Source organism: Porphyromonas levii (assembly GCF_018206105.1).
GTDB lineage: Bacteria > Bacteroidota > Bacteroidia > Bacteroidales > Porphyromonadaceae > Porphyromonas_A > Porphyromonas_A levii.
Genome location: NZ_JADRGN010000028.1, coordinates 1 through 15,873 on the forward strand (window position 1 = coordinate 1; position 15,873 = coordinate 15,873).

At 53.5% G+C, this 15,873-nt stretch carries 9 protein-coding genes; all 9 read right to left on the reverse strand.

Going from position 1 to position 15,873, the window contains the following annotated elements:
- Positions 1 to 298: 298 nt before the first annotated feature.
- The gene (locus tag IX315_RS06740) at positions 299 to 1,627 is read right to left on the reverse strand and encodes an MATE family efflux transporter (RefSeq protein ID WP_211640931.1); all 1,329 of its coding nucleotides are present in this window, start codon (positions 1,625 to 1,627) and stop codon (positions 299 to 301) included.
- Between the two features lie 19 nt (positions 1,628 to 1,646).
- Entirely contained in the window at positions 1,647 to 2,714 is a 1,068-nt protein-coding gene (rlmN, locus tag IX315_RS06745) for a dual-specificity RNA methyltransferase RlmN (RefSeq protein WP_018358970.1), read from the reverse strand.
- A gap of 7 nt (positions 2,715 to 2,721) precedes the next feature.
- The gene (locus IX315_RS06750; RefSeq protein ID WP_211837291.1) at positions 2,722 to 5,826 is read right to left on the reverse strand and encodes a UvrD-helicase domain-containing protein; all 3,105 of its coding nucleotides are present in this window, start codon (positions 5,824 to 5,826) and stop codon (positions 2,722 to 2,724) included.
- A 6-nt stretch (positions 5,827 to 5,832) separates the two neighbouring features.
- A complete protein-coding gene (locus IX315_RS06755) occupies positions 5,833 to 6,168 on the reverse strand; it encodes a translation initiation factor (protein WP_134849689.1) in 336 nt (111 codons plus the stop codon).
- Complete coding sequence (locus IX315_RS06760) at positions 6,165 to 7,823, reverse strand: S41 family peptidase (RefSeq protein WP_244973113.1); 1,659 nt, start codon at positions 7,821 to 7,823, stop codon at positions 6,165 to 6,167. Before IX315_RS06760 ends, IX315_RS06755 begins: the two co-directional genes overlap by 4 nt.
- A gap of 454 nt (positions 7,824 to 8,277) precedes the next feature.
- A complete protein-coding gene (locus IX315_RS06765) occupies positions 8,278 to 9,501 on the reverse strand; it encodes a glycosyltransferase (RefSeq protein WP_211830530.1) in 1,224 nt (407 codons plus the stop codon).
- Positions 9,498 to 10,619: a 4-phosphoerythronate dehydrogenase gene (locus IX315_RS06770; RefSeq protein ID WP_211642450.1), complete on the reverse strand. Its 1,122-nt coding sequence runs from the start codon at positions 10,617 to 10,619 to the stop codon at positions 9,498 to 9,500. The genes IX315_RS06765 and IX315_RS06770 overlap by 4 nt, the downstream gene beginning before the upstream one ends.
- A gap of 110 nt (positions 10,620 to 10,729) precedes the next feature.
- Entirely contained in the window at positions 10,730 to 14,404 is a 3,675-nt protein-coding gene (gene purL, locus IX315_RS06775; RefSeq protein ID WP_211642451.1) for a phosphoribosylformylglycinamidine synthase, read from the reverse strand.
- Between the two features lie 258 nt (positions 14,405 to 14,662).
- Positions 14,663 to 15,676, reverse strand: a complete 1,014-nt coding sequence (locus IX315_RS06780; RefSeq protein ID WP_134849685.1) for a M23 family metallopeptidase — start codon at positions 15,674 to 15,676, stop codon at positions 14,663 to 14,665.
- Positions 15,677 to 15,873: the final 197 nt, after the last annotated feature.

Consider the following 15,873-nt stretch of genomic DNA (forward strand, 5'->3'; position numbering starts at 1 on the left):
GCGAGCCCCCAAACCCCCTAAACCGAAGGTAGCCCATAGGCAAGGGGCTTGACTCCACGCCTCGGTTGAGGGCGAAGCCCGAGGCCGTGGAAAGGGAGCTACGCAAAACAAAGTCCCCCTCCCTATAAGTTATACCTCTCATCGATTGTTATCGCTCTTGCCGTTTTCTGATACCCTATATCAGCGAAATTTATTCCTAGGAATAAATTTATTTTTCTGTACAAATAAATATATTTATCTCTAGGAATAAATTTGCTTGCTCAGGCGAGCGGCGAGTGTGGAGATGGGGAGCGGGGTTTTAAGCTCGGTAGCGCACCCTGAGGTACCATAGCCCTGCGGCTAGCCCTTTGAGGGTAGAACTAGCTGCGATAATCCACCATAGGGTATTGACATCCTGCGTGATTGGCAGCAAGATAAGGGCTGCTGGGATTCGGAGGGAGTTGCCTACGATACTGATAATAGCGGGTGGAATAGTACGCCTAACGCCATAGAAATAACCTTGACTCGTAATCTCCAACATGCTGAATATCTGAGGGAGTGCCTGTATCTTCAGGTAAATGGCGCCAGCGGTATAGGCGGCGACATCGGGCACGATAAGGGCAAAGAGCTCTTCGCCCCAGAAGTAGTACAAGAGGAAGCCGAGTACGCCTACACCTAGAGATAGAGCTAGGGTATAACGCACCCCTAAGCGGATGCGCTCGGGCTTCTGTGCACCGTAGTTCTGCCCCGTAAAGGCACTTAGGGCGGTAGAGAACCCCTGAGCGGTATTCCAGCAAAGTCCTTCGAGCTGCCCTCCAGTGGTGAGTGTCATCACGCCAATATGCCCACCAAACACCGAAGCGGCTCGCCCTAGTCCCATATTTATAAAGGCGAATAGACTATTGAGCAATGCTACCGGAGTGCCTATCTTGAAGATGGCGATCGTCACGCCCCTTTGTAGGCGCACGAGTGTGGGGAACCCTCCGAGCAGCTTATCCCTATGGTGCACTTGCACCAAGAGCATCACCAGCACTACCGCTTGCGAAAGCACTGTAGCCCAGGCGGCACCCTTGACCTCCATTCCGAGGACAAAGATAAAGAGGGGATCGAGGAGCATATTCATCCCGAGCCCTATGGTATTAATAACGAAAGGTATCTTGGAGTGCCCCGTGGCATTGTACGTGCCCGTATAGGAAGCAATCATAAAGATGAGCGGCATGCCGAGCGAGGCAATCCGGAGGTAGTCGACACTCACACTATGAATATCCGACGCCATCTTGTAGAAGCCAATCAGCCCCTCTGCGCCTAGCCCGTAGAGGAGCAATACCCCCATACCTAGGAGGAAGCCGAGGGTAGAGGTGTGGCTGGCATAGGCACGGGCTTCGGCTTCGTCGTTACGCCCGAGGGCATTGGCTACGCCTACTTCGGAGGAGACCTTATTGAGGAGCGAGACCGAATTGGCAAGCCAAGTGAAGACCGATGCTGCGCCTGTGGCGGCTACCGCTTCGGGCGAGAGACGCCCCAGCCATGCCATATCGGTGAAGCTGTAGAGCATCTGCACGAAAGAGGTGCCTAGGATAGGCAACGAGAGCTGTACCAGCTGTTTCGCTATGGGACCATGGGTAAGGTCTTTAGTTTGTCGCTGCATAGAAAGCCCGCAGTCTCCCCTAGAGGGAGGTCTCTATTGGTGCGCCTCCTTTTGCAGGCTGGGACGCTTCACCTTCGTTCTCGGTAGAGAGCATGCCGCACGCTGCCGAGATATCTTCGCCACGAGAGCGTCGGGTAGTTGTCCTGAGCCCTCTGTTGTTGAGCTGGTCTTCAAACCACTGCACCTTCTCAGCGCTAGGCGTATGGTAGGGGATACCAGGGATGGCGTGGTAGCGAATAAGGTTCACCCTACAATCGAGGGGTCGGAGTAGTGCTATGAGTCGCTCGGCGTGCAACTTACTATCGTTGATGCCCTCAAATAGGATGTACTCGAAGGAGAGCCTTCGCTGCCCCGAGAAGTCGTACCCCTTGAGGGTATTGATCACCGTGCTGATGGGGAAGGCTTTCTCCACTGGCATAAGGGCGAGGCGCTCCTCTGGGATCGCGTTGTGGATACTAATCGCCACATGCACACTCTGCTCGGCAAGAAGCTTCTTGAGCCCCTCCTTTACCCCGATAGTGCTCACGGTGATGCGCTTAGGGCTCCAGCCAAAGCCGTAGTCGGCGGTGAGTATCTCAATCACCTGCGCCACGGCAGAGTAGTTGTCGAGCGGTTCGCCCATCCCCATGAATACCATATTGGTCAGCTCATCGGGATAGGGCATGCTGAGCACCTGATTGATGATGTCGGCACTCGTGAGGTTGGCGATCCAGCCCATCTTGCCCGTAGCGCAGAAAGAGCAATTCATCTTGCACCCTACCTGACTACTTACACAGAGGGTAGCACGGTCGCCATCGGGGATGTAGACCGTCTCGAACTGCAGCTCAGGATTGGCGAGTAGTGGGAAGAGGTACTTCTCCGTGCGGTCGGAGGAGGTCTGGGTGAGGGCAGGAGCGGTGCGCCCTATGGTGTAGCTCTCGGAGAGCTTCTGCCGTAACTCCTTGGGGAGGTTGGTCATCTCATCGAACGAGGTGACCCTCTTCTGGTAGAGCCACTCGGCTATTTGCCGTCCCCTGAATCGGGGTTGTCCCAAGCCCTTCACCAGCTCTTCGAGCTGTGCTAGGGTCTTACCTAATATTGTATTCATGATTGGTCTATTTTACTTCTTGTATCTGCTGCGTCTGGTGCCAATACCAGAGATAGCCGCGCACGGAATAGCCTAGTTGGCGTAGTAGCTCCATGTAGCCTAGCACTTGGGCACGATGCTCTAGGAGAGGGTGGGCAAACTTGAAGTCGATTACCGTGGCTTCATTGCCCTCGACCACCACTCTATCGGGGCGATAAGTGCCTTTTGCGGTGCCTATCCGCTGCTCCACCAGTATCTTGCGCTCCTCCGTAGGAGCGAACCACGAAGCCACAAGAGGGTCTTGGAGCGCTTGGTCGAAGTGATCGAGGAGCTCAGCCTCATCCGCTCGACCTAGGCGCTGGATCGCATCGCGGAACTGCTCTGGGGTAAGTGCGCGCGCCATGGCATCGTGCATCGTGATACCATAGATGGCGCTTTCGCTGGTGGGCTTAGCCACCCTAAGCTCGGGGAGATTGGGGAGCTCACGCTTGTAGTGTGGGTTGAGCACCAGCGGACCATGGCACGTCTCCGCCGGTTCTCGCTTAGGAGTGGGGTGGCCAAATGTCCATACGTTGCCCGTCTGTTGTATCCCTTCGATGGTCTTGAGCCTATCATAGAGGATAATGGAGACGTTATTGAGCGAGTTGCTATTGCTACCCACCTTATCTGCCTCGTGCGTGAAGAGGTAGAGCCTATTGATAGGGCGAGTGAAGGCGACGTAGAGTAGGTTGAGCTGGTCGAGATAGATCTCCTCGAGTATCTTATTGTACCTATTGCTTAGTAGTGAATTGAGGTGGCTCTTATTGGGTTTACCATCGAAAAGGTAAAAGTCGAGCGGCTCCGAGAGGAACCCCTCGGGAAGTTCGTCTTTCCCCAATATCTCAATCATCTGGGCATTATCCTTATAATATTTCCAACCCACATAGGGCATGATTACAATAGGGAACTCCAGTCCCTTTGCCTTGTGTATCGTAAGGATTTGTATCCTATCCGAGGTCTTGCGCCCCATGGTTATCTCCTTCCCGACACCCACATGCCGCCACCATTCACCGAACTGTTGGTAGGTGGCGATATTATTCTGCGTGTACTCAAATAGCAAGTCGAGGAAGGCATTGACGTATAGCTCCTCACCCATAGGCACCGTTATCTTCCGAAGTACTGTGTGTGCTATCTCAAGGAGCGAGCGCCCGCCCTTGCAGAGCTTTAGTAGCTCAGCTTGCTCCTCTTGCTCCATTAGCCCCAGCATGAGGCAAGCCACCTCGTAGAGAGTTTGGTAATTAGAGTTACCTGGGTCACCGAGCAATTGGAAAAGCGAGGTGAGTAGGCGCACCGTCTGAGCGTTATTGATCTTCAGTGCTTCATCGGAGATAAATGAATAGTAGTGCTGCTCCCCCTCCTCAGCCTCCTGCGCGAAGCTCGTGAGCATATCGGCTATCTTTTCCGCCTCTTCGTTTTTCCGCACAATAAAAGCAATATCCCCAGCTTGGTACCCCTCGTCTCGCTGTAGCGTAAGTAGGGTCTCCCGTAGTCGCGCTCTTAGTTCCGCACTCTCCTCCTTGCCCTTCGGCTTTTCGATATATTCGAAACGGACATAACCTCTGCCCTCTCCCCCATTGTAGCGTTTCCCTTGTTTGACCTCCTTCTCTTCCTCCGGCTTGTAGATCTTATCGAACTCGTGCGAAGAGACCATGCCATCGGTGTGGGTGCAGAAGTGGTAGCTGTCGTAGAAAAACTGGTTATTAAACTCCACTATGTTGTGATCGCTTCGCCAGTTGTTCTCTAAGGCGCAAGAGGTAATCTGGCTCTTGAAATCCTCGTCTTGCTCCACGCCGCTATTGAGGAGCGAGCTATCGGTACCACGAAAGCGATAGATACTCTGCTTTACATCGCCTACGAGGAAGCTCTCCAAGGAATGTCCGTCGCTCCCTTGCTGAGCAATAGCCTCGAGGAGTAGCGCTCGGAAGTTGTCCCACTGTATACCGCTCGTATCCTGAAACTCGTCAATCATATAGTGGCGTATACGTCCGCCTACCCTTTCGTAGATAAAGGGTGCCGACGCCCCAGCGATCACCTGATCGAGTAGGAAGTTAATCTCATCGATCAATATTATATTGTGCTCCTCCTGATAGCGCTTGATGGTCTCCTGCAAGCTACTGAAGAGCGGAAGCAGCGATAGGTGCTGCAATAGGATTTCTGCCAATTGGAACTCCTGCCAGTTCGCATCTACTGCTGCCTGAGCCTGCTGAAGGAGCGGCTTAACTGTGGATTGCTCCGATATGAGTTTAGCCCTCATCTCGGGGTCCTTTAATGAGGTAGATACGATAAAAACGTCTTTATCTATATTTACATTGCCATGATAAATTAACTTGTCAGGGTTCGAGTACTTGTCCCTCAGTAGTTTTTCAAGCTCACTATGGTAGAGAGAGAGGAGGAACTTAAGTTTACTATGCTCCAAGATATCCTTGTGCGCCTCTAGCCATTCCCGTAGAGGGACAAACTGCTCGCCCACCTCAGCAAGAATCGTCTCGCGCTTAGCCGTCAGTTCATCTATAGCCGCCTGAACCTTAGAGGCGTCGAACCCACTCAGGTCACGCCCCCTAACATTGGGGTTATAGAGTATCTTCTTGGCCAGCTTCACCACTTCACCCCTCAGGTCAATATTCTCTCCCTCCTCCGCTTTGCCCACTAGGAGCTGCTCTATCCACTGTAGCTCCTCGCCATCAAGGCGTACCAGCAATTGGTCTACCGATAGTTCGATGGCGCTATCCCTATCGAGGTCGACATCGGCACTAGCGTTAGCGCCCGTCTGCAATAGTTCGAAAGCGAAACTGCGGACTACCTCTTGGAAAAAGGAGTCTATCGTCTGCACCCTCAGCGCGTCATAGTCCAGCAAGATTTGCTCCAGCACCTGCCGAGCACGCATTCCCTCAGCTCCGCCCCGCTGCATACGCTCCCGCAGCTCCCGAACAATACGTTCGCGCAGTTCGGAAGTCGCTTTATTGGTAAAGGTGGCGACCAAAATACTCCTATAGGTATCGTTGCTCTTGCTCTGTAGAAGCAAATCCAGATACGCCTTCACTAGGGTATAGGTCTTGCCACTACCTGCCGATGCCTTGTATATTGTCAGCCCCATAGCTCCTTACCTCCGCTTACTCTTGGTGTAGCCCCACTCTAGGAGCAGTGTGTGCACCCGCTCCACGAGCTCGCCCTGAATGATGATCTCGGCATCCTTGGCGCTACCTCCCACACCGCAGGCTACCTTCAAGCGCTTCCCGAGTGCCTGAAGATCGTCATCGCTACCGGAGAACCCCTCCACGAGAGTCACCATCTTGCCCTTTCTGCCCTTATTATCGCGGCGCACCACTAGGCGTTGTTCGGCAGGGAGAGCGGTCTCTACCACCTCCTCCTTATCCAGTTGCGCCATCAGGTCACTATTCGTGGAGAAGACCATGCCGCCCCAGTTCTTCTTGCTCACTGCTTATTGCCCTTTAGGATATTATGGTACTTAGTGGTGTCGGTCAATACCTCCAGTGCTCCCTTCATCGTAGGGTCGCTCTCCAGAGTAACGGCATACTGCCCCTCCTGACCGAAGTAGTGCTGAGCTAGTAGCCCTCGCATCATCCGTTTCACTTGCTCTCGGCTAGGCTCCATATCTCTACGGAGCGATGGGGTGAGCACCTCTTTGAGCTTCGCGAAAGCCTCCTTAGCCTGCTCTTTATACCCCTCGAATTCTGCCATACGCTCCACAGCGCCAAGTGCCTCCTTGCTCATTTCGCCATATTCGAAGTCATTCTGCTCCAAGTAGGTGACGAAGCGGTCGATATCCTCATCGGTAATCACCACATCGGAGAGCTTGGTCGTCTTGGGGCGCTCTAGGTAGAGCTGATTGACAAACTCGAAGAGCCTGCCTTGATTGCTCATGGCAAATACGATGGCGTCGAGGGTCTCGCCCTCAATCTCTATATCGGGACGAATACCGCCGCCATCGCGTACCTCTCTGCCGCCAACCGTCTTGAACACCTGCGTAAGACTATCGGGCACAGCGGCGACCGAACCATCGGGATTGCGGTGCGAGTAGTCGAGCTGCTGGATACACCTACCACTAGGGATGTGGTAGCGTGAGACCGTCACCTTGAGGATGCCATCATAAGGCACGGGCAGTGTACTCTGCACCAGCCCCTTGCCAAAGCTCTTGGAACCAACGAGTACCGCTCTATCGAGGTCTTGGAGTGCCCCTGCCACTATCTCGCTCGCCGAAGCACTGCCGCCATTGATCATCACCACAAGTGGGATATCTAGTGCAATAGGCTCCTGCTCGGTAAAATACTCCTGTGAGGTCTGAGGCAATCGCCCTTTGGTGTAGAGCACCTTGGTGCCCTTGGGCACAAACATACTGAGGATATCTATAGCGCCATCCATCACACCGCCACCATTACTGCGGAGGTCGAGGATAAGGGACTTCATCTTACCGCCCTTATTGAGCTCTTCATAAGCTCGCTTCACATCATCGGCACTGCGTGTGGTGAAGCTAGACAACCTGATATACCCTACCCCATCTGCATACATACCCCTGTACACCACCTGATCCACGACCACATTGCCGCGGACAATGGTAAACTCCTCAGGCGCACTCTTACCAAGGCGCTTCACCTTCACCTTTACCGTCGTGCCTACCGGCCCCTTAAGCTTCCCACTCACCATGGCAGGTGTACCAGGCACGACACTTACCCCGTCGATCTCTAGAAAGGCATCACCCATGCCCAATCCAGCCTTCTCCGCAGGACTACCTGGCATAGGATACTGCACGTACACCGTGCTATCGACCAACTGGATATAAGCGCCGATACCAGCGTACTCACCCGTGGTAAGCATCTGGAAGTCCTCCGCATCCTTCTCCTGAATATACTCGGTGTAGGGATCCAACTGGCTCAGCATCGCATTGATACCCCTGGTACTCACCTTCTGCACGTCTATGGTATCGACATAGTAGCCCGAAGCACCTGCCAGCACAGAGGCAAAAACCTCCTGCGCTCTCCCCACCTTTTGTTGGGTCTTATTATTAGGTGTCTGAGCCACTGCCATCATAGGCAACGCCAACACCATTCCTATCAAAATTGATCTCACTCTCATAAAATATCCACTTAGCATACTATCCTACAAATGTACCCAATTTCTCCGAAAGGCAAGCCCCCTGCTCCCCAAGCCTCTGACCCCTCCGAGAAGTCCGAGTCCCCTAAATCAGGGGAGAGGGTCAGCCCCCAAACCCCCTAAACCGAAGGTAGCCCATAGGCAAGGGGGCTTGACCGCACTAATGTTTCACCACAGTCCAAGTCCGAAATAGAGCATATTAGCGCAGTGTTCGGTGGCCTCAGTTGAGGGCGAAGCCCGAGACCGTGGTGAGCAAGCTACGATAAGCAAAATCCCCCATTGACTATGTTCCCCTAAATTGTTATCGCTCATACCTTTCACTAATACCCTATATCAGCAAAATTTATTCCTAGGAATAAATTTATTTATCTGTACAAATAAATTTATTTATCTCTAGGAATAAATTTGGTTGCTCAGGCGAGAGAACGGTGCGGCTCTACTGAGGCGTATCGAGGTAGAGCTGTACCAGCTTTTGCCCCACTATCTCTTGGGCAAAGTGCTGCACGGTAGCAGCGATAGCGAAGGGGGCTCGTGGGCGCTGAGGCTCGCTCCACTCCACCACAGCGAGTGCCATAGCCTCTAGGTCGTAAGGCGCAATCAGGGCGCCATTGCCCTGCTCGGGCTGGATGATATCTGCCATGCCGCCCACTTCGAAGGCTACTGCCGGCACACCACAGGCTATCCCCTCCACTAGGGTGGTCACGAGCGATTCGAAGCGTGAGGTGCAGAGCAAAAGGGTGGCTTCCTGATAGAGCTGAATCAACTGAGCTTGCTCTAGGCACCCTAGGTGGGTAACTCGGATAGGGAAACCCTCGAGAGCGGTGTGCTCTTTCACCTCTCCCACGATGTAGAGGTGCGCTTCTCGCTCGAAGTATTCGGAGTGGCGGACAGCATGCCTCAGCATGGCACGGCAAAGGTCGAGCCCTTTCACAGGGTCATCGGCACGAGCAGCCACAAAGAGGAGTTTACGTTCGGTAGTAGGTGAGGAGGGGGGCTGGGGTTTGAAACGATCAAGATCAATAGGATTTGGGAGTGCTGTCACCCTACTCTCTGCAAAGAGTTTGGCATGCCGTGCATAGGTAGCGAGGGCATGGCTGACCCCCACCACATGCACTTTGTGGAGCGGTAACTGAGCTTTCTGATCAAAGACCCTGAAGCTGCGGTCCTGCATCTTGCGGCTGCCCAAAAGGGGACAATGACCGCAGTGGCTCCTAAAGGCTTCGCAGAAAGAGGTCTGCCCATCCTGCCCGATAACGTAAGGGATGTGGCACCCTCCGGTGAGCGCCCAGAGGTCGTGAAGTGTCCAGAAGAATCGTTTACCTTGAAGGCTCAAGAGGCGTTGTAGTCCTTGAAGCGAGAGGAACCCCTGCTGCACCCAATGGATATGGATTATCTCCGCCCACTCTACCCAAGGATGGTGTGCGATATCCACCCCTCGGGAAGCAGTGGAGAACCGAAACAACTGAGAACGGTTGTAGTGAACGGCATGGAAGACATCGGCACGCTCGGCAAAGAATGCTGCCTTGTGGCGAAGACCAAAGTCGGTGCCCCAGAGCACTCTCACCTCCATACCTGCCCGCTCGAGCGCTTCCTGTGCTCGGCGAACTGCCACAGCGGCACCGCCCCCACGGGGATAGGTATTGAGGAGCAATACCTTCATCGCTCCAGTATATCAAAGCCTAAGGCTCGTGCGGAGTCGACTTCACCGCCAAGTTCATCGGCATAAAGACGATACTGCGAGGGCTCGTAGGGATAGGGATGGGTGCGACGAAGCGCCTCGAACTGGTGCCTATTGCTACGGAAATTACGGTCGATAGCTCGGATATCGAAGCACTGTAGAAGGGCTTCATATAGGGGTTGCGAACTGGTAAGGTGCAAAGTAGGGTCGCCCAATTCGGGGGGATAGAGAAGCCCCCTGCGCTTGGTGCTAAGCCCGAAGTACGCCAGACCGTGATCTACACAGGTGCGGGCGCCATTGGCCTTGCCTTGGGCAGAAAAACCTGCGATATGAGGGGTGGCGAGCCAAGTGGCATCGAGGAGTGCCTCCGAGGGGTGAGGCTCGCCCTCCCAACAGTCTATTATGGTGCGCTCTATGCGCCCTTGGCGTAGCCCCCTGAAGAGCGCCCCATTGTCCGTCACGGGACCTCGGCAAGCATTCATCACGATAGGCTTTCGCTCGAGTGCATCGATAAAGTTATCATCGAGGAGGTGCACCGTCTTGTACTGCCCTTCCTTAGTCAGCGGGGTATGGAAAGCAATCACATCGGAGCGGGTAGCTATCTCATGCAGGCTTACGAACCCATCGGCACCCTCTTGCGCAGCGCGTGGAGGGTCGTTGCGCAATACCTCCATGCCGAGGGCTTTGGCATTGCGCTCTATAAGGCGTCCGACATTGCCTACACCTACGATGCCAAGCACCTTACCCCGAGGATCGAAACCGCTCTCTGTGGCAAGGAGGGCGATGGCGGAGGCAAAGTAGAGCGCCACCGCCTCGGCATTACAGCCCGGGGCAGCGTACCACGTGATGCCTGCCTCTTGGCAGTAGGCGGTATCGATATGGTCAAAGCCAATGGTAGCAGAGGTAATCAGCTTCACGCTAGAACCCTCCAGGAGCGCCCTATTGCACTTGGTGATGCTGCGTACAATCAACCAGTCTGCCCCCTTTATCGTCTCTGGCGTAAACTCCGCCGACGGTAGGTAGGTCATCTCTCCCAAATCCTCCAGCACGCCCTTTACATAGGGCACAGAGGCTTCTGCCACTATCCTCACTCTCTTCATAGCACTTAGAATAATCGTCTCCCCCTACAAAGATACCATTTATCGGCAATAAAAAAGTGGCTATACAGGGGCTGCCCCGCATAGCCACTACTTATTCTTACTTCCGGCTCTTACTTCTTCAGCCAGTTATAGGCGTTGGTAAACATGGTGAACCAAGGGGTAACTTCGTCGTGCCTATCCTCGGGGTAATAGCCGCATTGCCATGGGAAGATGCTACGCTCTGGGTGTGGCATCATGGCAAGATGGCGACCATCGGCACTGGCGAGCGCTGCGATACCTGCGGGCGAACCGTTGGGGTTGGCTGGGTAGGCATCGTAGGTGTACTGGGCAGCTATGTTGTACTGCTCCAGACCGTAGGGGAGGTCGAAACGCCCTTCACCGTGGGCAACCCAACACCCTACTGTAGTGCCAGCGAGTGAACTGAGGAAGACGGAGTTGTTCTCAGGGATGGTGAGGGAAACAAAGCTACTCTCAAACTTGCCTGAGGCATTATGTGCCATCTTGTGCTTAGACTCGTGCTCGGGATAAAGGAGCTCCAGCTCGCCCATGAGCTGACAGCCGTTGCAGATACCCAGTGATAGGGTATCCTTACGAGCGTAGAATTTATCGAGTGCTCGCCTAGCTTTGTCGTTGTACTTAACGCCTGCGGCCCAGCCCTTAGCGCTACCCAAGACATCGGAGTGGGAGAATCCGCCACAGAAGACTATCAATTGGACGCCCTCAAGGGTCTCTCTGCCGGTCATGAGATCGGACATGTGCACATCCTTGACATCGAACCCAGCAAGGTAGAGAGCGTAAGCCATCTCTCGTTCTCCATTGGTGCCCTTGTCGCGAATAATAGCTGCGGTGACACCACTACGCATATCCTCTTCGCGCTGTGGGCGGAGGGTATTGATGCTGGATGGGATCACGAACTTGAGTGGTTGCTTGCCGCGGTTGGCTTGTCTTGCCTCGGCAGCAGCGGCTTTGGTCTGGTAAGGCTCCATAGCATCGGTAGCCACACTCCACTGACGGAGTAGTTCCTCCATTGTCCACTGCAATGAGAGATCGGCACTCTGTATGGAGAGCACAGGGGTATCGGTAGTCTGGGCAATTGCGTTGAACTCTATGCCATTACCGCAGAGATAGTTCTCGAGCACTGCACCATCGGTAGTGAATACCAATAGTCCGCTATTCTCGGCAAAGAGCGAGGTAGCGACCTGAGCGGTAGGTGCGCTGATCTCGATACCGCCTCTACCATTGGCGAGCATCATCTCTACGAGAGCGGTGATGACACCACCGGCACTAATATCGTGTACTGCGGTGATGAAGCCACGCGACATCGCCTCCTGAAGCACGCCAAACGCCTTGACGAAATAAGCCGGGTCGGCAATATCTGGCACCTCGGCACCAATCTTGCCCAAGGTCTGATAGAGTGCCGAGCCACCGAGTCGCGCTTCCATGCGGGAGAGATCGACCTGGTAGATGGTGCCCTTACCGTACCAAGCGGCATCTACAATCCTCTGTACGTCCGACACCTCGCCTGCAGCCGAAACTATCAGTGTGCCAGGAGAGAGCACTTTGCTACCATCGGGGTACTTCTGGGTCATAGAGAGGGAGTCCTTACCTGTGGGAATATTTACGCCTAGTGCCTTAGCAAAGTCACTTGCCGCACGTACAGCGGAGTAGAGACGAGCGTTCTCGCCTTCGTTTCTGCACGGCCACATCCAGTTGGCAGAGAGGGATACGCTCTTGAGACCTTCCTTTAGCGGAGCGCCTATGATATTGGTGAGCGCCTCGGCAATCGCCATTCGGCTACCTGCAGGAGCGTTTGCCATCGCCACTTGTGGCGCATGTCCGATCGTGGTGGCAATACCCGCCTTACCCTGGTAGTCCAGTGCCATGGCGCCTAGATCCGCTAGTGGCAACTGATGAGGTCCTACACACTGCTGGCGTGCTACCTTACCTGTCACCGAGCGGTCTACCTTATTGGTGAGCCAATCTTTATTACCTACGGCTTCGAGAGCGAGGACGTTGCGAAGGTGCTCTGCGAACTTATCCGAAGCGAGTACCTCTGCCGCTGGCTCGGAGAAGGTCTGTTCGAGCGTGGTATCGGTCATTATCGTCTTGGGCGCTGAGCCGAAGAGCTGGTCGAGCTTCATATCGAATGGCTTCCTACCATCGGGTTGCTCAAACGTTAGTTCCATATCGCCAGTTGCCTCGCCTACTACATAGAAAGGTGCCTTCTCGCGCTCGGCAATCTTCTGAAGCCCATCGATATCGCCCGGCTTCACGAGTAGCCCCATGCGCTCTTGGCTCTCATTGGAGATAATCTCCTTGGCAGAAAGCGATGGATCACCTACTGGCAATTTATCGATATATATCCTACCGCCCTGTGTCTCCACTAGCTCGCTCAGGCAATTGAGGTGCCCGCCAGCGCCATGATCGTGGATAGAGACGATGGGGTTGATATCCCCCTCTGCCATCGCACGGATCACGTTGGCGACCCTCTTCTGCATCTCGGGGTTGGATCGCTGAACGGCGTTGAGCTCTATGGCGTCTTCGTACTGACCGGTATTGACAGAAGAGACAGCGCCTCCACCCATGCCGATGCGGTAGTTGTCGCCACCCATCACCACGATCTTATCGCCAGGCTCTGCCTCTCCCTTGAGGGCATCGCGCTCTGTGGTAAACCCGATACCGCCAGCTAGCATGATCACTTTGTCGTAACCCCATGTAGCGGCACCCTCTTGGTGCTCAAACGTGAGGACAGAACCCGTAATCAGGGGCTGACCGAACTTATTGCCGAAGTCGCTTGCTCCGTTGCTCGCCTTGGTGAGTAGCTCTTGTGGCGTCTGATACAACCAAGGACGAGCCGAAATCCTCTGCTCCCATGGCTGATGGTTCTCACGGGTGTAAGGCGTCATGTATACCGCTGTACCCGCAAGTGGAAGACTGGCTTTACCACCAGCTAGTCGGTCACGTATCTCACCGCCAGAGCCAGTAGCGGCGCCATTGAAAGGCTCTACCGTGGTAGGGAAGTTATGGGTCTCGGCCTTGAGAGAGAGCACAGACTTGGCTTTGCGCACACGGAAGAAGTCGGGCGCAGTAGCGCTCTTAGGAGCGAATAGCTCCACCTCTGGTCCTTTGTTGAATGCTACATTATCCTTGTATGCCGATACGAGATTATTGGGATGCTCTGCCGAAGTCTCTTTGATCATCTTGAAGAGCGAACGCTCCTGCTCTACCCCATCGATAACGAAGGTACCGCCAAAGATTTTGTGCCGACAGTGTTCCGAATTGACCTGAGAGAAGCCAAATAGTTCGCTATCAGTGAGCGGACGCCCAAGCTCTTTAGCTACCTGCTCTAGGTACTCTATCTCCTCATCGCTCAGCGCAAGCCCCTCCGCCTCGTTGTAGCTACGGATATCCTTCACCTCGATGATATGCTCAGGCTCATTAACAGCGGAATCAAAGATATTGGCGGCTAGTCCGTTGTACCGCCTTAGGAGCATCTTATCGAACTTAGCATCGCTCTCCACAGGGGTGAAGAACTCTATGCGGTCTATCCCCAAGCGTGCTGCCACACCCATATTCTGGGTTATCTCCACTGCCGTAGTACTCCAAGGGGTAATGAGTTCGGCTCTTGGCCCTACATAATTGCCACCCAGACTAGATGGATCCACCTGCACAGCGCCGCCGAACAGCCACTGTAGAGCTTGCTCATCTGCGCCCTCTATAGGATGGCTATGCCTTACAGCAAACACCTGTTTGTCACTCGCTTGGAAAAAGGTCACTCTCTTCATCTCACCACTCTATGTAATATGTATATTCTATGCTCTCTGATAGAGCTACAAATTTACCAATATTTTGCTATAAAAAGTAAATACCAACTAAAGTCCAATAGGCACACCAAGGCGCCATTCATCTATTCGCACCACCTAGTAAGATCGGACAAAAAGAGAGGGCGTGCTAATGGTTCTGCGAAACAAAACACATAGGCACGCCCTCTATCTTATCTATTCTATGAAACCATAGAACGCACTATGGCACGTCATCTCTCGTTAGCCCACTCGGAGGCTACGCCCCACCTTCAAAGTTGTCCTAGCACTTATACGGTTCAGCTTGCATATCTTTGAGACCGTAGTCCCATACCTCTTGGCTATCTCTGCAAGGGTATCACCTCGCCTTACACGGTGCATCTTCACACCATCGCCACGGCTACCGCTGGAGCGAGAAATCCTAGCCTTGCCATTGCCTCCATTGTAGTTCTTCGCTAGCACTAAGTACTCGCTAGACTGTGGCACGCCAGTATAAAAGTTGATCAACTTCTCAGGATTGAGCGCCTGTCCTAGGTATCGGCACTCGAAGTGGAGGTGAGGACCTGTACTCCTACCGGTATTACCGCCCAATGCAATAGGGTCTCCGGCACGCACCACTTGATCCTCCTTAGCGAGGATACGGGAATTGTGCGCATAGAGAGTCTCAAGCCCATTGGTGTGGCGTACTACTACATACCTGCCGTAACCTCTTCCATCGTAATCCACCATACGTACCTTACCATCGAAGGCAGCCCTTATCGTATCGCCAACCCTTACCGAGATGTCAATACCGTAATGCATCCTACGAAAGCGACGACGGTAACCAAATTTACTCGTCACGCGCTTGAGCTCGTCTAGGGGATAAACAAACTGTGTGAGATCCACAACAAACGAATCAGGCACATCGGCTCTGATACTTCCAATAAAAGGATTAACGGCATCGCTATGCCAAGACTCTACACCGTAGAGATCTACTGAGGGGAACTCCAAGTCCTCTTCGCTAATCACGTCGTACCCCATCTCCTTATTGATGGCCTTGGAGTAGTCCGAGATTTTCTTCTTGTCCAGAAAGCCGTTGTTATCTGCTAGCAAACTAGCCATCTCCGTGATACTACCGCCCTCTTTGGGTGGAGCTGTCGTCGCCACTTTGGGACTCTTACTCGTAGTCTGCTTGGTCTGCCTTGGCGGCACTTGAGCACTGGTAAGTCCAGCAAGCGCAAAGCAAGTGCATAGAGCAAGTACAATTCTACCTGTCATTACCTTTTAAACTTAAAAATAACGTATCAAACCCGCCTATGAAAAGGCGAATAAAGTGTGCTGATGACTGCTAGAATTTTATCTAAAGATCAAGCCAATCAAGGTTTTGAACAGCTTATCTCCACAGATAAAACACTTCAATCGACCGCAAGATACAAATTATTTCCGAAGAGCAAAACCCATTTAGGATATTTATG